Source organism: Pseudomonas sp. SWRI179 (assembly GCF_014268705.1).
Classification (GTDB): Bacteria; Pseudomonadota; Gammaproteobacteria; order Pseudomonadales; family Pseudomonadaceae; genus Aquipseudomonas; species Aquipseudomonas zanjanensis.
In genome coordinates this window covers 1-19,372 of the sequence record NZ_JABWRA010000018.1, presented here as the reverse complement: position 1 = coordinate 19,372, position 19,372 = coordinate 1, and the positions used below count along the sequence as shown (strand labels likewise).

Below are 19,372 nucleotides of genomic sequence, written 5' to 3'. Positions count from 1 at the left end.
TGAATCAGCCTTGCTTTTTAGTAACAGTCTCGACGATGTGCGACGGAGCTGTATTGTATTTTTTGAATTCCATAGAGTAGCTTGCGCGACCCTGAGACATGGAACGAACGTCGGTCGCATAACCGAACATTTCACCCAACGGAACCTCGGCACGAATGACCTTGCCGGAAACCGTATCTTCCATACCCAGAATCATGCCACGACGACGGTTAAGGTCGCCCATGACATCACCCATGTAGTCTTCAGGCGTAACGACTTCTACTGCCATGATCGGCTCGAGCAACTCACCACCGCCCTTCTGGGCCAGTTGCTTGGTTGCCATGGAAGCAGCCACCTTGAACGCCATCTCGTTGGAGTCGACGTCGTGGTAAGAACCATCAAACACAGTTGCCTTCAGGCCGATCAGCGGATAACCGGCAACAACGCCGTTCTTCATCTGCTCTTCGATACCCTTCTGGATCGCCGGGATGTATTCCTTAGGAACCACACCACCTACGACTTCGTTCACGAATTGCAGACCTTCCTGACCTTCGTCAGCCGGTGCAAAACGAATCCAGCAGTGACCGAACTGGCCACGACCGCCGGACTGGCGAACGAACTTGCCTTCGATTTCACAGTTCTTCGTGATGCGCTCACGATAGGAAACCTGAGGCTTACCGATGTTGGCTTCGACGTTGAACTCACGGCGCATCCGGTCAACCAGGATGTCCAGGTGCAACTCGCCCATGCCGGAGATGATCGTTTGACCAGTCTCTTCATCAGTCTTGACGCGGAAAGACGGGTCTTCCTGAGCGAGCTTGCCCAGAGCGATACCCATTTTTTCCTGGTCGTCCTTGGTCTTAGGCTCAACGGCAACCGAAATAACCGGCTCCGGGAAGTCCATGCGAACCAGGATGATTGGCTTGTCAGCGTTGCACAAGGTTTCACCGGTGGTGACGTCCTTCATGCCGATCAAGGCCGCGATGTCGCCAGCGCGTACTTCCTTGATTTCTTCACGGGCGTTTGCGTGCATTTGCACCATACGACCCACGCGCTCTTTCTTGCCTTTTACCGAGTTGATCACGCCGTCGCCGGAGGCCAACACGCCCGAGTAAACTCGAACAAAGGTCAGGGTACCCACGAATGGGTCGGTAGCGATCTTGAACGCCAACGCCGCGAAAGGCTCGTCATCACTTGCGTGACGCTCCATTTCCTCTTCCTCGTTATCCGGGTTGGAACCCTTGATAGCAGGAATGTCGGTTGGAGCCGGCAGGAAGTCGATAACGGCGTCGAGAACCAGGGGAACACCCTTGTTCTTGAAGGAAGAACCGCAAACAGCCAGAACGATCTCACCAGCGATGGTACGCTGACGCAGAGCGGCCTTGATTTCCTCGTTGGTGAGCTCTTCACCCTCAAGGTACTTGTTCATCAGCTCTTCATTGGCTTCGGCCGCAGCCTCAACCATGTTGCCGCGCCACTTCTCGGCTTCTTCCAGCAATTCAGCAGGAATGTCCTTGCGAACAGGAACCATGCCTTTGTCGGAATCGTTCCAGTAGACAGCTTGCATGTTGATCAGATCGATCTGACCCTGGAAGTTGTCTTCGGAACCGATAGCCAACTGGATCGGCACCGGAGTGTGACCCAGACGCTGCTTGATCTGAGCGATCACGCGCAGGAAGTTGGCACCAGCACGGTCCATCTTGTTTACGTAAACAAGACGTGGAACGCCGTATTTGTTGGCCTGACGCCATACGGTTTCCGACTGAGGCTCAACACCCGAAGTACCACAGAACACAACGACAGCGCCGTCGAGTACGCGCAGGGAACGCTCAACTTCAATGGTGAAGTCTACGTGGCCTGGGGTATCGATAACGTTGAAGCGGTGCTCGTGCGGGTACTGCTTCTCGGAACCTTTCCAGAAGGCGGTGATAGCAGCAGAAGTAATGGTAATACCACGCTCCTGCTCCTGCACCATCCAGTCTGTGGTCGCGGCGCCATCATGCACCTCGCCCATTTTGTGACTTTTGCCGGTGTAAAAAAGGACGCGCTCGGTGGTGGTGGTTTTACCAGCATCCACGTGAGCAACGATACCGATGTTACGGTAGCGGTTAATCGGTGTAGTACGAGCCATAAAGCCCTCGCAAATTGAGTGACGCTAAAATTAGAAGCGGTAGTGCGAGAAAGCCTTGTTGGCTTCAGCCATACGGTGCACGTCTTCACGCTTCTTAACTGCAGCACCTTTACCTTCAGCAGCGTCCAACAGTTCACCAGCCAAACGCAGGGCCATGGACTTCTCACCGCGCTTGCGAGCGAAGTCTACCAGCCAGCGCATTGCCAGGGCGTTACGACGGGACGGACGAACTTCGACCGGAACCTGGTAAGTAGCACCGCCTACACGGCGCGACTTCACTTCGACCAGCGGAGCGATGGCGTCGAGAGCTTTCTCGAAGATTTCCAGGGGATCGCTGTTCTTGCGTTCCTTAACTTTGTCCAGTGCGCCATAAACGATACGCTCGGCCACGGCTTTCTTGCCGCTTTCCATTACGTGGTTCATGAACTTGGCGAGAATCTGGCTTCCGTATTTCGGATCGTCCAGAATCTCACGTTTGGCTGCTACGCGACGTCTTGGCATTGATAAGCCCTCAAACGGTCTTCAGGTTAGCCCGGGACAGCAGATGCGTGCCCGACCTTACTCTTATCGACTCAATAAAATTAAAAACTGCAAAACGGCCGATTATTTCGGACGCTTGGTACCGTACTTCGAACGACCTTGGTTACGACCTTTAACGCCGGAAGTATCCAAAGAGCCGCGAACGGTGTGGTAACGAACACCTGGCAAGTCTTTTACACGACCGCCGCGGATCAGGACCACGCTGTGCTCTTGCAGGTTGTGGCCTTCACCGCCGATGTACGAGGAAACCTCGAAACCGTTGGTCAGACGCACACGGCATACTTTACGCAGTGCCGAGTTAGGTTTTTTCGGCGTGGTGGTATACACACGGGTGCATACGCCACGACGTTGCGGGCAGTTCTGCAGCGCAGGCACGTCGGATTTCTCGACGATACGCTTACGCGGCTGACGTACCAGCTGGTTGATAGTTGCCATCTACTAGCTCCACTGTTGTCTTGCGACGCTATTGTCTTACAAGAAAAGCAAAATGGCAGGAACGAATTCCCGCCAAATTTAGGGGATCAAGAGTCTAAAGAGGATCTTGTCCCCAGTCAAGGCAAGGCCCCGACCTCCCCGCCCGCCGGATCTCGACAATTTGTCTCGATCCGCCGAACTGGGCGACCAGGGCCAGGCACTCAATTACCGCAGAACTCAGTTACCACTCGAGTTCAGCGCTTCGGTCAGTGCAGCTTCCACTTCACTGGCGCTTACGCGCAACGGTTTGTCAGCATCACGGCGACGCTTGCGCTCGCTGTGATAGGCCAAGCCGGTACCGGCCGGGATCAGACGACCCACGACCACGTTTTCTTTCAGGCCGCGCAGGTAATCGCGCTTGCCGGTTACCGCCGCTTCGGTCAGTACGCGGGTGGTTTCCTGGAAGGAAGCCGCCGAGATGAACGATTCGGTGGACAACGACGCCTTGGTGATACCCAGCAGCACGCGAGTGAACTTGGAGACGAACTTGTCTTCGGTCGCCAGGCGCTCGTTTTCCACCAGTACGTGAGTCAGTTCCATCTGGTCGCCCTTGATGAAACTCGAGTCGCCGGATTCAGCGATCTCGACCTTACGCAGCATCTGACGCAGGATGGTCTCGATGTGCTTGTCGTTGATCTTCACGCCTTGCAGACGGTAAACGTCCTGGATCTCGTTCACGATGTACTTGGCCAGCGCACTCACACCCAGCAGACGCAGGATGTCGTGTGGATCGCTCGGGCCGTCCGAGATAACTTCGCCGCGGTTTACCTGTTCGCCTTCGAAGACGTTCAGGTGACGCCACTTCGGAATCAGCTCTTCGTACGGATCGCTACCGTCGTTCGGAGTAATGACCAGACGGCGCTTGCCCTTGGTCTCTTTACCGAACGCGATGGTGCCGCTGACTTCAGCCAGAATCGAGGCTTCTTTCGGACGACGAGCTTCGAACAAGTCGGCAACACGCGGCAGACCACCGGTGATGTCGCGGGTTTTCGAAGTTTCCTGCGGGATACGAGCGATTACGTCACCGATCGCGATCCGCGCACCGTCCGCAACACCGACCAGGGCGTTGGCTGGCAGGAAGTACTGAGCGATTACGTCAGTGCCTGGCAGCAACAGATCCTTGCCGTTGTCGTCGACCATCTTCACAGCAGGACGGATGTCCTTGCCGGCAGCTGGACGATCTTTTGCGTCGAGTACTTCAATGTTGGTCATACCGGTCAATTCGTCGGTCTGACGCTTGATCGTGATGCCTTCTTCCATGCCCACGTAGGTCACGGTACCTTTCATCTCGGTGACGATCGGGTGAGTGTGCGGATCCCACTTGGCCACGATGGCACCAGCGTCGACCTTGTCGCCTTCCTTCACCGAAATCACAGCACCGTACGGCAGCTTGTAACGCTCACGCTCACGACCGAAGTCATCAGCGATGGCCAGCTCACCGGAACGGGACACAGCCACCAGGTGACCGTCGACACGCTCTACGTGCTTGAGGTTGTGCAGACGGACGGTACCGCCATTCTTAACCTGGACGCTGTCGGCCGCGGAGGTCCGGCTTGCCGCACCACCGATGTGGAACGTACGCATCGTCAGCTGGGTACCCGGCTCACCGATGGACTGGGCAGCGATAACGCCGACCGCTTCACCGATGTTCACCTGGTGACCACGAGCCAGGTCGCGACCGTAGCACTTGGCGCAGATGCCGTAGCGGGTTTCGCAGCTGATCGGCGAACGTACGATCACTTCGTCGATGCTGTTGAGTTCGATGAACTCGACCCACTTCTCGTCAACCAGGGTGCCAGCAGGAACGATGACGTCCTCGGTACCCGGCTTGAATACGTCACGGGCGATGACACGACCCAATACGCGCTCACCCAATGGCTCTACTACGTCACCGCCTTCAATGTGCGGCGTCATGACCAGGCCATGTTCGGTGCCGCAATCGATCTCGGTCACGACCAGATCCTGGGCAACGTCCACCAGACGACGAGTCAGGTAACCGGAGTTCGCCGTTTTCAACGCGGTATCCGCAAGACCCTTACGAGCACCGTGAGTGGAGATGAAGTACTGGAGTACGCTCAAGCCTTCACGGAAGTTCGCGGTAATCGGGGTCTCGATGATGGAACCGTCCGGCTTGGCCATCAGGCCACGCATACCGGCGAGCTGACGGATCTGCGCAGCAGAACCCCGTGCGCCCGAGTCGGCCATCATGTACATCGAGTTGAAAGATTCCTGGTCGACTTCGTTGCCGTGACGGTCGATGACTTTCTCTTTCGAGAGGTTGGCCATCATCGCCTTGGAAACTTCGTCGTTCGCCTTGGACCAGAGGTCGATCACCTTGTTGTACTTCTCGCCCTGGGTTACCAGGCCGGAGGCGTACTGACTTTCGATCTCTTTCACTTCTTCGGTGGCAGCACCGATGATGCGGGCCTTCTCATCCGGGATAACGAAGTCGTTAACGCCGATGGAAACGCCGGAAATGGTCGAATAGGCAAAACCGGTGTACATCAACTGGTCAGCGAAGATCACGGTCTCTTTCAGACCCACCACGCGGTAGCACTGGTTGATCAGCTTGGAGATCGCCTTTTTCTTCATCGGCAGGTTGACGACGTCGAAGGACAAGCCTTTTGGCACAACCTGGAACAACAGCGCACGGCCGACGGTAGTGTCGACAATACGAGTGTTGGTCACGCTGCCGCCGTCACGATCGTTCACGGTTTCGTTGATCCGCACCTTGACCTTGGCGTGCAGTGCGGCTTCGCCGGCACGGAACACACGGTCAACTTCTTGCAGATCCGCGAACACACGACCTTCGCCCTTGGCGTTGATCGCTTCACGCGTCATGTAGTACAGACCCAATACAACGTCCTGCGACGGAACGATGATTGGCTCACCGTTGGCTGGCGACAGGATGTTGTTGGTCGACATCATCAACGCGCGCGCTTCCAGCTGGGCTTCCAGCGTCAGCGGTACGTGCACGGCCATTTGGTCGCCGTCGAAGTCGGCGTTGTACGCAGCACAGACCAGCGGGTGCAGCTGGATAGCCTTACCTTCGATCAGTACCGGTTCAAACGCCTGGATACCCAGACGGTGAAGGGTCGGTGCACGGTTGAGCAGCACTGGGTGTTCGCGAATCACTTCAGCGAGAACGTCCCAGACCTCTGGCAGCTCGCGCTCGACCATTTTCTTGGCCGCTTTGATGGTGGTCGCGAGACCACGCATTTCCAGCTTGCCGAAAATGAACGGCTTGAACAGCTCCAGAGCCATTTTCTTAGGCAGACCGCACTGGTGCAGACGCAGGGTCGGGCCTACGGTAATTACCGAACGACCGGAGTAGTCAACACGCTTACCGAGCAAGTTCTGACGGAAACGACCCTGTTTACCCTTGATCATGTCAGCCAGGGATTTCAGAGGACGCTTGTTGGAACCGGTAATCGCGCGGCCACGACGACCGTTATCGAGCAGTGCGTCGACCGCTTCCTGCAACATACGCTTTTCGTTGCGCACGATGATGTCCGGAGCGGACAGATCGAGCAGGCGCTTCAAGCGGTTGTTACGGTTGATCACTCGACGATACAGATCGTTGAGGTCGGAAGTCGCGAAACGACCGCCATCGAGCGGAACCAGCGGACGCAGGTCTGGCGGCAGAACCGGCAGAACGGTCAGCACCATCCACTCTGGCAGGTTGCCGGAACCCTGGAAGGCTTCCATCAACTTCAGACGCTTGGACAGCTTCTTGATCTTGGTTTCGGAGTTGGTTTGCGGAATTTCTTCGCGCAGACGGCCAATCTCGTGCTCCAGGTCGATAGCGTGCAGCAGTTCGCGGACAGCTTCGGCACCCATGCGGGCATCGAAATCGTCGCCGAACTCTTCCAGCGCTTCGAAGTACTGCTCGTCGTTGAGCAGCTGACCTTTTTCAAGAGTGGTCATGCCTGGATCGATAACGACATAGCTCTCGAAGTAGAGAACACGTTCGATATCACGCAGGGTCATGTCCATCAGCAAGCCGATACGGGATGGCAGCGATTTCAGGAACCAGATGTGGGCAACCGGCGAGGCTAGTTCGATGTGCGCCATGCGCTCACGACGGACTTTTGCCAGCGCGACTTCAACGCCGCACTTCTCGCAGATCACACCGCGGTGCTTCAAGCGCTTGTACTTACCGCACAGGCACTCGTAATCCTTGACCGGGCCAAAGATCTTGGCGCAGAACAGGCCGTCACGCTCAGGTTTGAACGTACGGTAGTTGATGGTTTCCGGCTTTTTAACTTCACCGAACGACCACGAACGGATCATCTCAGGCGAGGCCAATCCAATACGGATGGCGTCGAACTCTTCGACTTGACCCTGGTTTTTCAGCAAATTCAGTAGGTCTTTCAAGGCCTTTCCTCCTGGCGGAGCAGAGAGCGGGCAAAACAGCCCCGCTCTCGATTCGCGTCACGTGTTATTCGGTTTCCAGATCGATATCGATGCCGAGGGAACGAATTTCCTTGATCAACACGTTGAAAGACTCGGGCATGCCCGGCTCCATACGGTGATCTCCGTCCACGATGTTTTTGTACATCTTGGTCCGGCCGTTCACATCGTCCGACTTCACTGTGAGCATTTCTTGCAGAGTGTATGCAGCACCGTACGCTTCCAGTGCCCAGACCTCCATCTCCCCGAAACGCTGACCACCGAACTGCGCCTTACCACCCAGCGGCTGCTGGGTAACCAGGCTGTAAGAACCGGTAGAACGAGCGTGCATCTTGTCGTCTACCAAGTGGTTCAGCTTCAGCATGTACATGTAGCCAACGGTAACCGGGCGCTCGAACTTGTTGCCGGTACGGCCGTCGAACAGCTGCATCTGGCCGCTTTCTGGCAGGTCTGCCAGCTTCAGCATGGCCTTGATTTCGCTTTCCTTGGCACCGTCGAACACCGGAGTAGCCATTGGAACGCCGCCGCGCAGGTTCTTCGCCAGATCCAGGATTTCCTGGTCGGAGAAGGTATCCAGCTCTTCGTTGCGGCCGCCGATTTCGTTGTAGATCTCGTGCAGGAACTTACGCAGGTCCGCGACCTTGCGCTGCTCTTCGATCATACGGTTGATCTTCTCGCCCAAGCCCTTGGCCGCAAGGCCCAGGTGGGTTTCAAGGATCTGACCAACGTTCATACGCGAAGGTACGCCCAACGGGTTGAGGACCACATCGACCGGGGTGCCATTGGCATCGTGCGGCATGTCTTCAACCGGCATGATCACGGAGACCACACCCTTGTTACCGTGACGACCGGCCATCTTGTCGCCCGGCTGGATGCGGCGACGGATTGCCAGGTAAACCTTGACGATTTTCAGCACGCCTGGAGCCAGGTCATCGCCCTGCTGCAGTTTGCGCTTCTTGTCTTCGAACTTGTCGTCCAGCAGACGGCGGCGATCAACGATATAGGCCTGAGCCTTCTCGAGCTGCTCGTTCAGAGCGTCTTCAGCCATGCGCAGTTTGAACCACTGGCCGTGCTCAAGACCGTCGAGGACTTCATCGGTGATTTCCTGACCTTTCTTCAGGCCGGCGCCGCCTTCAGCCTTGTGGCCTACCAGGGCGGAGCGCAGACGTTCGAAAGTCGCGCCTTCGACGATACGGAACTCTTCGTTCAGGTCCTTGCGGATCTCGTCGAGTTGAGTCTTCTCGATGGACAGTGCACGAGCATCACGCTCAACGCCGTCGCGGGTGAAGACCTGTACGTCGATGACGGTACCCTTGGTGCCGGTAGGCACGCGCAGGGAGGTGTCTTTAACGTCGCTGGCTTTTTCACCGAAGATGGCACGCAGCAGTTTTTCTTCCGGAGTCAGCTGGGTCTCCCCTTTCGGAGTGACCTTGCCCACCAGGATGTCGCCTGCGCCTACTTCGGCACCTACATAAACGATACCGGCTTCGTCCAGCTTGTTCAGTGCGGCCTCACCCACGTTCGGGATGTCCGCAGTGATTTCTTCCGGGCCAAGCTTGGTGTCACGGGCCACACAGGTCAGTTCCTGGATGTGGATCGTGGTGAAGCGGTCTTCCTGAACCACACGCTCGGACAGGCAGATGGAGTCTTCGAAGTTGAAGCCGTTCCATGCCATGAACGCGATGCGCATGTTCTGGCCCAACGCCAGTTCACCCATATCGGTGGACGGACCGTCGGCCATGATGTCGCTGCGCTGAACCCGATCACCCTTGCTCACCAGCGGACGCTGGTTGATGCAGGTGTTCTGGTTGGAGCGGGTGTATTTGGTCAGGTTGTAGATGTCGACACCGGCTTCGCCAGTTTCAACTTCATCATCGGCAACACGAACCACGATACGGCTGGCGTCGACGGAGTCGATCACGCCGCCACGACGAGCCACGACGCAAACGCCGGAGTCACGGGCTACGTTACGCTCCATGCCAGTACCGACCAGCGGCTTATCGGCACGCAGGGTGGGTACAGCTTGACGCTGCATGTTCGAACCCATCAACGCACGGTTGGCGTCGTCGTGCTCGAGGAACGGGATCAGCGACGCTGCAACCGACACTACCTGCTTCGGCGATACGTCCATCAAGGTGACGTCTTCCGGCGCCTTGACGGTGAACTCGTTCAAGTGACGAACCGCTACCAGCTCGTCGATCAGGACTTTCTTGTCGTTCATCGTGGCCGAAGCCTGGGCGATCACGTGATCAGCTTCTTCGATGGCGGACAGGAACACGATCTCGTCGGTGACCAGGGCATCTTTCACCACGCGGTACGGGCTTTCGAGGAAGCCGTACTGGTTGGTGCGCGCATAGGCAGCCAGGGAGTTGATCAGACCGATGTTCGGACCTTCCGGCGTTTCGATCGGGCATACACGACCGTAGTGCGTCGGGTGTACGTCACGAACTTCGAAGCCTGCACGCTCACGAGTCAGACCGCCTGGGCCGAGTGCGGAGACACGACGCTTGTGGGTGATCTCGGACAGCGGGTTGTTCTGGTCCATGAACTGGGACAGCTGGCTCGAACCGAAGAACTCCTTCACTGCCGCAGCAACAGGCTTGGCGTTGATCAGGTCTTGCGGCATCAGGCCTTCGCTTTCAGCCATCGACAGGCGTTCCTTGACCGCACGCTCTACGCGCACCAGGCCAACACGGAACTGGTTCTCGGCCATTTCGCCTACGCAGCGAACACGACGGTTACCCAGGTGGTCGATGTCATCGACGATGCCTTTGCCGTTACGGATGTCGACCAGGGTCTTGAGGACCGCAACGATGTCGTCCTTGTTCAGTACACCCGAACCTTCGATCTCGGTACGACCGATACGACGGTTGAACTTCATCCGGCCGACCGCAGACAGGTCATAGCGCTCAGGGCTGAAGAACAGGTTGTTGAACAGGGTCTCGGCGGCATCCTTGGTTGGCGGCTCGCCAGGACGCATCATGCGATAGATCTCGACCAGGGCTTCCAGTTGGTTGCCGGTGGAGTCGATCTTCAGCGTGTCGGAGATGAACGGACCGCAGTCGATGTCGTTGGTGTACAGCGTCTCGATGCGAACGACCTGGGCCTTGGCGATTTTTGCCAGGATCTCGGTGTTCAGCTCGGTGTTGCACTCTGCCAGGATTTCGCCAGTGGCCGGATGCACGATGACCTTGGCCGTGGTGCGACCCAGGACGTAGTCCAGAGGCACTTGCAGCTCTTTGATCCCGGCTTTTTCCAGCTGGTTGATGTGGCGAGCGGTGATACGACGACCCTGCTCGACAATAACCTTGCCTTTGTCATCCTGGATATCGAGGACAGCGATTTCACCGCGCAGGCGCTGAGGCACCAGTTCCAGGCTGAGGTTTTCACCTTGCACGTGGAAAACGTTGGTGGTGTAGAACGCGTCCAGCACTTCTTCAGTGGTATAGCCGAGCGCACGCAGCAGTACCGATGCAGGCAGCTTGCGACGACGGTCGATACGCACGAACACGCAGTCTTTCGGGTCGAACTCGAAGTCCAACCACGAACCGCGGTAAGGAATGATGCGCGCGGAGTAAAGCAGTTTGCCGGAGCTGTGCGTCTTGCCACGGTCGTGGTCGAAGAACACGCCCGGAGAACGGTGCAGCTGGGAAACGATTACACGCTCGGTACCGTTGATTACGAAGGTACCGTTTTCAGTCATCAGGGGGATTTCACCCATGTAGACTTCTTGCTCTTTGATGTCCTTGATCGCTTTGTTCGACGATTCTTTGTCGAAAATGATCAGGCGCACTTTTACCCGCAAAGGTACGGCGTAAGTCACACCGCGCAATACGCATTCTTTGACATCAAATGCCGGTTCGCCCAGGCGATAACCGACGTACTCCAGCGCAGCATTGCCGGAGTAGCTGATGATCGGGAAAACGGATTTGAAGGCCGCATGCAGGCCCACGTCGCGGAACTGATCTTTAGTCGCTCCCGCTTGCAAGAATTCACGATACGAATCCAGCTGGATGGCCAGGAGGTACGGCACATCCATGACGTCCGGCAACTTGCTAAAGTCCTTGCGGATACGTTTTTTCTCAGTATATGAGTAAGCCATCAGCGTTCCCCAGCTTGGTCACCTGCTTGTTTGGCCCCTCCCGACGGGAGCAGCCAGAAAATCGTGCAAACCCCATGGTTTGCGCCACCACATCGGGTGGTTACAGCTCGCGATCAGCACCGACCCAGTCGGCTGCCAATAACGGAAAAAGGCCGGTGGCAAGAGCCACCAGCCATCAGCCTGTCGCTTAACGCTCGGGCTGGAGACGCAAAGTCGATGCTTACTTCAGCTCGACTTTAGCGCCTGCTTCTTCCAGAACTGCTTTGGCCTTGTCAGCTGCGTCTTTGGCAACAGCTTCCAGAACCATGGCAGGAGCGCCGTCAACTACAGCCTTGGCTTCTTTCAGGCCCAGACCGGTCAGTTCACGTACTGCCTTGATCACGTTTACTTTCTTCTCGCCAGCTTCGGTCAGCATGACGTTGAATTCGGTTTGCTCTTCAGCAACGGCAGCAGCAACAGCTGGACCAGCGGAAGCAGCAGCAGCGGTAACACCGAATTTTTCTTCGAAAGCTTTGATCAGCTCAACAACTTCCATTACGGACATGTTGCCAACGGCTTCGAGGATATCGTTTTGAGAGATAGACATGACTCTAAATTCCTGGATTGGGGGACGGCCTACGCGACCATCGAAATAAACAAAAAACGCGAAAAGGAGTGTCGAGCCTTAGGCTGCGGCAGCTTCTTTCTGGTCGCGCAGTGCCGCCAGAGTACGAGCCAATTTGCTGGTTGCGCCTTGAATCACGCTCATCAGCTGAGAAATTGCTTCGTCACGGGTCGGCAGAGTTGCCAGTACGTCGATCTGGTTAGCTGCGAGGAACTTGCCCTCGAACGCAGCTGCCTTAATCTCGAACTTGTCCTGACCTTTGGCGAATTCCTTGAACAAACGGGCAGCAGCGCCAGGATGTTGGGTGGAGAACGCGATCAAGGTCGGGCCGGTGAACACGTCGTTGAGGACACTGTATTCAGTGTCAGCAACAGCGCGCTTGAGCAGGGTGTTACGTACAACACGTACGTAAACGCCAGCTTCACGAGCCTCTTTACGGAGTCCGGTCATAGCGCCTACTGTTACGCCACGGGCATCAGCCACGACAGCGGACAGAGCAGCTTTGGCAGCCTCGTTGACTTCAGCGACGATGGCCTTCTTGTCTTCGAGTTTAATTGCCACGGGTTTAACTCCTGCTTGTTACCGTTTCATTCGATCGAAACCGAATGTCGTTTTGGTGTCTGATTCGGTAAGGAACCGGGAGCACCATCTGCGTAGGCTTGTGGTTTAAGACTTGCGTCGCCTACGGTCTTGGACAGCCCCCGCCAGGCAGGGACCCCAATTTTGTGGTTGGCGCGATTGCTCGTGCCAACCTGAGTCTTACGCGTCGAGCGAGCTCTGATCGATGACCAGACCTGGGCCCATAGTGGTGCTCAGGGTAACGCGCTTGACGTAGATACCTTTCGAAGAAGCTGGCTTGATACGCTTCAGATCAGCGATCAGGGCTTCAACGTTTTCCTTCAGCTTGACGGCGTCGAAGCCGATCTTGCCAACGGAAGTGTGGATGATGCCGTTTTTGTCGGTGCGATAACGAACCTGACCAGCCTTGGCGTTTTTAACCGCGGTGGCTACGTCTGGCGTTACGGTGCCGACTTTAGGGTTAGGCATCAGACCACGTGGACCGAGGATCTGACCCAACTGACCTACAACACGCATGGCATCCGGGGATGCGATCACTACGTCATAGTTCAGGTCGCCGCCCTTCATTTCAGCAGCCAGGTCGTCCATGCCTACGCGATCAGCGCCAGCGGCCAGAGCAGCTTCAGCTGCTGGGCCCTGGGTGAACACGGCAACACGAACGGTCTTGCCAGTGCCGTGTGGCAGCACGGTAGCGCTACGAACGACCTGGTCGGATTTACGTGGGTCAACGCCCAGGTTTACAGCAACGTCGAACGACTCGCTGAACTTGACAGTCGACAGCTCAGCCAGCAGAGCGGCGGCGTCTACAAAGTTGTAGGCCTTGCCTGCTTCGATTTTGCCGGCGATAGCCTTTTGACGCTTGGTCAGCTTAGCCATTACACACCCTCCACGTTAAGGCCCATGCTACGAGCAGAACCGGCGATAGTACGCACGGCTGCATCCATATCAGCTGCAGTCAGATCCGCGTTTTTGGTTTTCGCGATTTCTTCCAGCTGAGCACGGGTAACGGTGCCAACCTTAACGGTGTTTGGACGAGCGGAACCGCTGGTCAAACCTGCAGCCTTCTTCAGCAGAACCGAAGCCGGGGTGCTTTTTGTTTCGAAAGTGAAGCTACGGTCGCTGTAGACAGTGATGATCACTGGAGTCGGCAGACCTGGCTCAATACCCTGAGTACGGGCGTTGAAGGCCTTGCAGAATTCCATGATGTTCACGCCGTGCTGACCCAGGGCAGGACCAACAGGTGGGCTTGGGTTAGCCTGAGCGGCCTTCACTTGCAGCTTGATGTAAGCGGTAATTTTCTTGGCCATGAGGCACTCCAATTACGGGTTCGAACGCCTCGAAAGGCTCCCCGGTTACTTGCGCGTTTATCCCAGTGACGACAAAACCCCACAGCCTTGGGCTGCGGGGTTGGGATGCCTGTTCAATCAGACCTTTTCGACCTGGCTGAACTCTAGCTCTACCGGAGTAGAGCGACCGAAAATGAGCACTGCCACTTGGATCCGGCTCTTTTCGTAGTTAACTTCTTCAACCGTGCCATTGAAATCAGCGAATGGACCGTCGGTGACACGTACAACCTCACCCGGCTCAAACAGCGTTTTCGGCTTCGGCTTGTCGCTACCATCAGCGACACGACGCAGAATCGCTTCTGCCTCTTTATCCGTAATCGGCGCAGGCTTGTCGGCGGTACCGCCAATGAAGCCCATCACCCGAGGGGTATCCTTGACCAAGTGCCAAGTCCCTTCGTTCATGTCCATCTGTACCAGCACGTAGCCCGGAAAGAACTTACGTTCACTTTTGCGCTTCTGGCCATTGCGCATCTCAACCACTTCTTCAGTGGGGACCAGAATCTCGCCGAAGCCATCTTCCATGCCAGCCAGCTTTACGCGCTCTACCAGCGAGCGCATGACATGCTTCTCGTAACCCGAGTAAGCATGCACAACGTACCAACGCTTAGCCACGGGACACCCTTAGCCAACAATCAAGGAAACAAGCCAGCCGAGCAGGGAATCAAGCCCCCACAACAGCAACGCCATTACCAGAACAACAGCCACAACAATCAACGTGGTCTGCGTGGTTTCTTGGCGAGTCGGCCATACGACTTTACGAATCTCGGTGCGAGCTTCCTTAGCGAGTACAAAGAAAGACTTGCCCTTGGCTGTCTGCAGGCCTACAAAGGCAGCTACAGCAGCAATGGCGAGCAATGCAAGTACGCGGTACAGGATCGGCGAAGCAGAATAATACTGATTGCCAACAACGCCAATAACCACCAAAGCGACTACCACTAGCCACTTGAGCAGATCGAAGCGAGAGCCTTGAGCTTCAGCTTTAGGAGTCATCTATGAAGATCCTGTGAAAAGAAAGCCAGACACACCGAGTGAATCTGGCAGGTCAGGAGGGAATCGAACCCCCAACCTACGGTTTTGGAGACCGTCGCTCTGCCAATTGAGCTACTGACCTAAAACAAAATCAGGCCGACCATTATGCCGGCCCGAAAAAGACATTACAACTGTTTACTCGATGACTTTGGCTACGACGCCAGCGCCGACGGTACGACCGCCTTCACGGATAGCGAAACGCAGACCGTCTTCCATCGCAATGGTCTTGATCAAGGTAACAGTCATCTGAATGTTGTCACCTGGCATTACCATTTCAACGCCTTCTGGCAGCTCGCAGTTACCAGTCACGTCAGTTGTACGGAAGTAGAACTGTGGACGGTAGCCTTTGAAGAACGGAGTATGACGACCGCCTTCTTCCTTGCTCAGAACGTAAACTTCTGCAGTGAACTTGGTGTGCGGCTTGACGGTGCCTGGCTTGACCAGAACCTGGCCACGCTCTACGTCGTCACGCTTGGTGCCGCGCAGCAGTACGCCGCAGTTCTCACCAGCACGACCTTCGTCGAGCAGCTTGCGGAACATTTCAACGCCAGTGCAGGTCGTTTTCTGAGTGTCGCGCAGACCGACAATCTCAACTTCTTCCTGGATACGAACGATGCCACGCTCAACACGACCAGTCACAACAGTACCGCGACCGGAAATCGAGAATACGTCCTCGATCGGCATCAGGAACGGCTTGTCGATAGCACGCTCCGGCTCTGGGATGTAGCTGTCCAGAGTTTCCACCAACTTCTTGACAGCAGTGGTGCCCATTTCGTTGTCGTCTTGGCCGTTCAGAGCCATCAGAGCCGAACCGATGATGATTGGAGTATCATCACCTGGGAAGTCGTAAGTGCTCAGCAGGTCGCGCACTTCCATCTCAACCAGTTCCAGCAGCTCAGCGTCGTCAACCATGTCAGCCTTGTTCAGGAAGACAACGATGTACGGAACGCCTACCTGACGGGACAGCAGGATGTGCTCACGAGTTTGCGGCATCGGACCATCAGCGGCCGAGCAAACCAGGATCGCGCCGTCCATCTGGGCAGCACCGGTGATCATGTTTTTTACGTAGTCGGCGTGACCTGGGCAGTCAACGTGTGCGTAGTGACGCACGGCCGAATCGTATTCAACGTGAGCGGTGTTGATGGTGATACCGCGAGCTTTCTCTTCCGGGGCGCTGTCGATCTTGTCGAAGTCAACCTTGGCCGAACCGAAAACTTCGGAGCAGACGCGGGTCAGAGCAGCGGTCAGCGTGGTTTTACCGTGGTCAACGTGACCAATGGTACCGACGTTGACGTGCGGCTTATTACGTTCGAACTTTTCCTTAGCCATCGAAATCACCCCTAGGAGAAGAATTTAGCGAGTCACACAAGCCATTAAAACAAAGGCAGATATTTGCATATCTGCCTTGTTATATGGAGCTCTTGAGCGGATTTGAACCGCTGACCTCACCCTTACCAAGGGTGTGCTCTACCAACTGAGCTACAAGAGCGAAACACTTTGCACAACCTGCAAACTTGGAGCGGGTAGCGGGAATCGAACCCGCATCATCAGCTTGGAAGGCTGAGGTTCTACCACTAAACTATACCCGCGGAGCTTGCAGCTCACGCTAAAAATGGTGGAGGGGGAAGGATTCGAACCTTCGAAGTCGTAGACGTCAGATTTACAGTCTGATCCCTTTGGCCGCTCGGGAACCCCTCCTAAGCGAGCCGGCATTCTATATCATGCCAGCCTTCTGTCAAGCATTTTCTCATTAAAAACCTGAGGTTAGCTGCGTTGACGTCGCTTCGTACCGCTTACCTTTAAAGGTCTTCGCTGCGAAGCGGGCGCCATTCTATGCAAACTACCCTGCGGGTGCAACCCCCTCGCACGGCATTATTTTATGTTTTAACTCATTGAATTCTTTAGAAAGGTTTTGAAGCAGCGTTTCATTCACCTTTCCCGCACTTTCCTGGGAAACCTGAACCCAGAACCCTCCACCCTCAGGAGCGCCCTGTGAGCCCGACGCCACGAAACGACCCAGGACACTCGCAGCCGCCAAACGCTGCTCCAACTGCCTGGCCAGCTCCGGACGGGGAAAACCACCCAGGTAGACACAGATTTGGGCTACCTCACCGGACCTGGCTGAATCGCGCCTGACAAGGGCATCCGCCGTTTCACTCAAAAGATGGATATCCTGTTGCGAACCGCGATACAAACTCAGCGGCGTGACATCCTTGGCGCGAAGCGGAGCCTCCTGCTGATGCCAGATGTAATAAAAGACATTCAAAACCAGCAATAACAGAAACAGCCACCGCATAGAGACCTCAAGACAAAGGGCAGGCCATCGCCAAGCCAACAAAAACCAGGTCAGGCACCACCCTGGCATCTGGAACAACCCCGGAAACCAGATTGGCATCTCCTCCTGTAAGAAACACCACGAATTCCTTTCCCCAATATTGCCGCGCCAATTCAAGCTGAGTCAGGACGAATCCCCTGAGCATCAGCATGCAACCACGCTCAACCGCCTCGACAGTCGCGCGACCTGGAGCGAGACTTTCATGGGCTCGCTCGGCCGCTATATCGTCATAGCGAATTTTTCGTGTGTGGGTACGCAATTGATTACGCATTAGCGGCATGCCAGGACAAATGAATCCGCCGAGATGCTCGCCATCCGCCGCCACGAAATCAGCAGTAACAGCAGTACCAAAATCAAGGACCAGGCACGCCCCCGAAGCAAGATGAAAACCGCCGAGCAAGGCCAGCCACCTATCGAGGCCTAGCCGCTCGTAATCCTCGTAGCCGTTTTTCACACCTGCCATTTCCCGGGCGGGCACAGCACGAACCACCGACACCCCGAATAAGTCGACCAGCGAAGCGACCAATGAGTCCGTCTCCGCCAAGGTCCTGACGCTAACAAGACGACATTTTTTGAGCTGGAACTTCCCTCCGTCATTCAGGCTCGTCAGCAGATCGTCGTCAGAGCTGACCACGCCCCCCTCGACCGCCGTTATCCCGTCAGCACGAAGAACACGCCATTTGATAAAGCTGTTGCCGCAGTCAAGCTCAAGAATCATCACGCAACCTCAAACTGAGCTCACCACCGCTAAAGTTCTTTTCCACACCATCTACCTTCAAACGCAGTGCACCCTGGTGATCAATGCCCAGCACAATGCCGTCAATTTTGTTAACACCTGCAATCAGAGATACAGCTCGGCCCTGCCAAAGGTGGTACTGCTCCCATTCCGACTGGATCGCAGTAAATCCCGATGCATGATGACGCTCCAGATACTGCTGTAGCTTCGCACCCAATCGCGCCACCAGCTCATTCCGATCGAAATCCCTGCCCGCCTCAAGGCACATGGACGTCCACTGCTGATCGACCTCATCAGTTGCTTGCATGTTCACATTAACCCCTACGCCCAGGACGACATGGCAAACATCTGCAGGATCTCCAACCAATTCAAGCAGAATGCCGGCAATCTTTTTCTCACCCACCAGGACATCATTGGGCCATTTCAGTCCTGCCCCCGCGATGCCCATGTCGCGCAAGACATGCATGACAGCGAGCCCGACAACCAGACTCAGACCTTCAATTTGTCGCATGCCACCGTCAATGCGTAACACTAGGCTGTGATAGAGATTTTCAGCAAAGGGACTGACCCACTTACGACCACGACGACCGCGCCCCGCTATCTGTCGCTCGGCCAAAACCAAGAGCGGTGCTGCTCCACCACGCTCAATGCAACGCAGCGCCTCGGCGTTAGTGGAGTCGATAGAGTCAAATATATGGACAGGCCACTCAGAAAGGCCTTTTGCGCGGATTTCTGCCGCATCCAAAAGCAACAGGGGCTTCGCCAATTGATACCCCCTACCTCGAACTTTATGCACAGACAATCCTAAATCCGCCTCCAAGTGCTGCAGCTGCTTCCATACAGCACTGCGACTGATACCCAGTGCAACACCCAGCGCCTGCCCCGAATGAAAGCGGCCATCCTTCAGAAGTTTTAGCAACGTGAGCATGCGGACTGCGCCCTGATAATGAGGCCCGCATGATAGCCATGCGCAAGACAGTTGCATAGAAACAGAAAAGGACTTTCCCGCAGGCAAAACAAAACCCCTACCTGCATCAGCAGATAGGGGTTTCGGAATTTAATCTTGACGATGACCTACTCTCACATGGGGAAACCCCACACTAC

The 19,372-nt window shown here is 55.9% G+C and carries 15 protein-coding genes and 4 tRNA genes; all 19 read right to left on the bottom strand.

The window, feature by feature from the left end:
• Positions 1–4 precede the first annotated feature (4 nt).
• Positions 5–2,110, bottom strand: coding sequence for an elongation factor G (gene fusA / locus HU767_RS12320; RefSeq protein ID WP_053125865.1), 2,106 nt, complete (start codon positions 2,108–2,110; stop codon positions 5–7).
• A gap of 30 nt (positions 2,111–2,140) precedes the next feature.
• Positions 2,141–2,611 (bottom strand): 30S ribosomal protein S7, encoded by a 471-nt coding sequence (gene rpsG / locus HU767_RS12315; RefSeq protein ID WP_003186074.1) that lies wholly within the window; start codon positions 2,609–2,611, stop codon positions 2,141–2,143.
• A 102-nt stretch (positions 2,612–2,713) separates the two neighbouring features.
• Positions 2,714–3,085, bottom strand: coding sequence for a 30S ribosomal protein S12 (gene rpsL / locus HU767_RS12310; RefSeq protein WP_003186084.1), 372 nt, complete (start codon positions 3,083–3,085; stop codon positions 2,714–2,716).
• Between the two features lie 216 nt (positions 3,086–3,301).
• On the bottom strand, positions 3,302–7,501 hold the full coding sequence (rpoC, locus tag HU767_RS12305; RefSeq protein WP_047230482.1) for a DNA-directed RNA polymerase subunit beta': 4,200 nt from the start codon (positions 7,499–7,501) through the stop codon (positions 3,302–3,304).
• A gap of 64 nt (positions 7,502–7,565) precedes the next feature.
• Positions 7,566–11,639 (bottom strand): DNA-directed RNA polymerase subunit beta, encoded by a 4,074-nt coding sequence (rpoB, locus tag HU767_RS12300; protein ID WP_053125867.1) that lies wholly within the window; start codon positions 11,637–11,639, stop codon positions 7,566–7,568.
• 220 nt (positions 11,640–11,859) lie between these two features.
• On the bottom strand, positions 11,860–12,225 hold the full coding sequence (gene rplL / locus HU767_RS12295; protein WP_003206098.1) for a 50S ribosomal protein L7/L12: 366 nt from the start codon (positions 12,223–12,225) through the stop codon (positions 11,860–11,862).
• A 78-nt stretch (positions 12,226–12,303) separates the two neighbouring features.
• Positions 12,304–12,804: a 50S ribosomal protein L10 gene (gene rplJ / locus HU767_RS12290; RefSeq protein ID WP_003206099.1), complete on the bottom strand. Its 501-nt coding sequence runs from the start codon at positions 12,802–12,804 to the stop codon at positions 12,304–12,306.
• A 198-nt stretch (positions 12,805–13,002) separates the two neighbouring features.
• Complete coding sequence (rplA, locus tag HU767_RS12285; protein ID WP_003186095.1) at positions 13,003–13,698, bottom strand: 50S ribosomal protein L1; 696 nt, start codon at positions 13,696–13,698, stop codon at positions 13,003–13,005.
• Positions 13,698–14,129, bottom strand: coding sequence for a 50S ribosomal protein L11 (rplK, locus tag HU767_RS12280; RefSeq protein ID WP_003210097.1), 432 nt, complete (start codon positions 14,127–14,129; stop codon positions 13,698–13,700). The genes rplA and rplK overlap by 1 nt, the downstream gene beginning before the upstream one ends.
• Positions 14,130–14,246: 117 nt before the next feature.
• Positions 14,247–14,780 carry a transcription termination/antitermination protein NusG gene (gene nusG / locus HU767_RS12275; RefSeq protein ID WP_003186097.1) on the bottom strand — a complete coding sequence of 178 codons (534 nt, stop codon included), beginning with the start codon at positions 14,778–14,780 and terminating at the stop codon, positions 14,247–14,249.
• Between the two features lie 9 nt (positions 14,781–14,789).
• Positions 14,790–15,158, bottom strand: a complete 369-nt coding sequence (gene secE, locus HU767_RS12270; protein WP_003206102.1) for a preprotein translocase subunit SecE — start codon at positions 15,156–15,158, stop codon at positions 14,790–14,792.
• A 45-nt stretch (positions 15,159–15,203) separates the two neighbouring features.
• Positions 15,204–15,279 (bottom strand) — tRNA-Trp (locus HU767_RS12265).
• A gap of 53 nt (positions 15,280–15,332) precedes the next feature.
• Positions 15,333–16,526, bottom strand: coding sequence for an elongation factor Tu (gene tuf, locus HU767_RS12260; RefSeq protein ID WP_003186103.1), 1,194 nt, complete (start codon positions 16,524–16,526; stop codon positions 15,333–15,335).
• A gap of 84 nt (positions 16,527–16,610) precedes the next feature.
• Positions 16,611–16,686, bottom strand: a tRNA-Thr gene (locus HU767_RS12255).
• A gap of 26 nt (positions 16,687–16,712) precedes the next feature.
• Positions 16,713–16,786: transfer RNA gene (locus HU767_RS12250), tRNA-Gly, on the bottom strand.
• A 24-nt stretch (positions 16,787–16,810) separates the two neighbouring features.
• Positions 16,811–16,895: transfer RNA gene (locus tag HU767_RS12245), tRNA-Tyr, on the bottom strand.
• A 142-nt stretch (positions 16,896–17,037) separates the two neighbouring features.
• A complete protein-coding gene (locus HU767_RS12240; protein ID WP_186729627.1) occupies positions 17,038–17,493 on the bottom strand; it encodes a hypothetical protein in 456 nt (151 codons plus the stop codon).
• 7 nt (positions 17,494–17,500) lie between these two features.
• Entirely contained in the window at positions 17,501–18,250 is a 750-nt protein-coding gene (locus HU767_RS12235; RefSeq protein WP_186707740.1) for a pantothenate kinase, read from the bottom strand.
• Positions 18,240–19,196, bottom strand: coding sequence for a bifunctional biotin--[acetyl-CoA-carboxylase] ligase/biotin operon repressor BirA (gene birA, locus HU767_RS12230; protein WP_186707742.1), 957 nt, complete (start codon positions 19,194–19,196; stop codon positions 18,240–18,242). The genes HU767_RS12235 and birA overlap by 11 nt, the downstream gene beginning before the upstream one ends.
• Between the last annotated feature and the right edge of the window lie 176 nt (positions 19,197–19,372).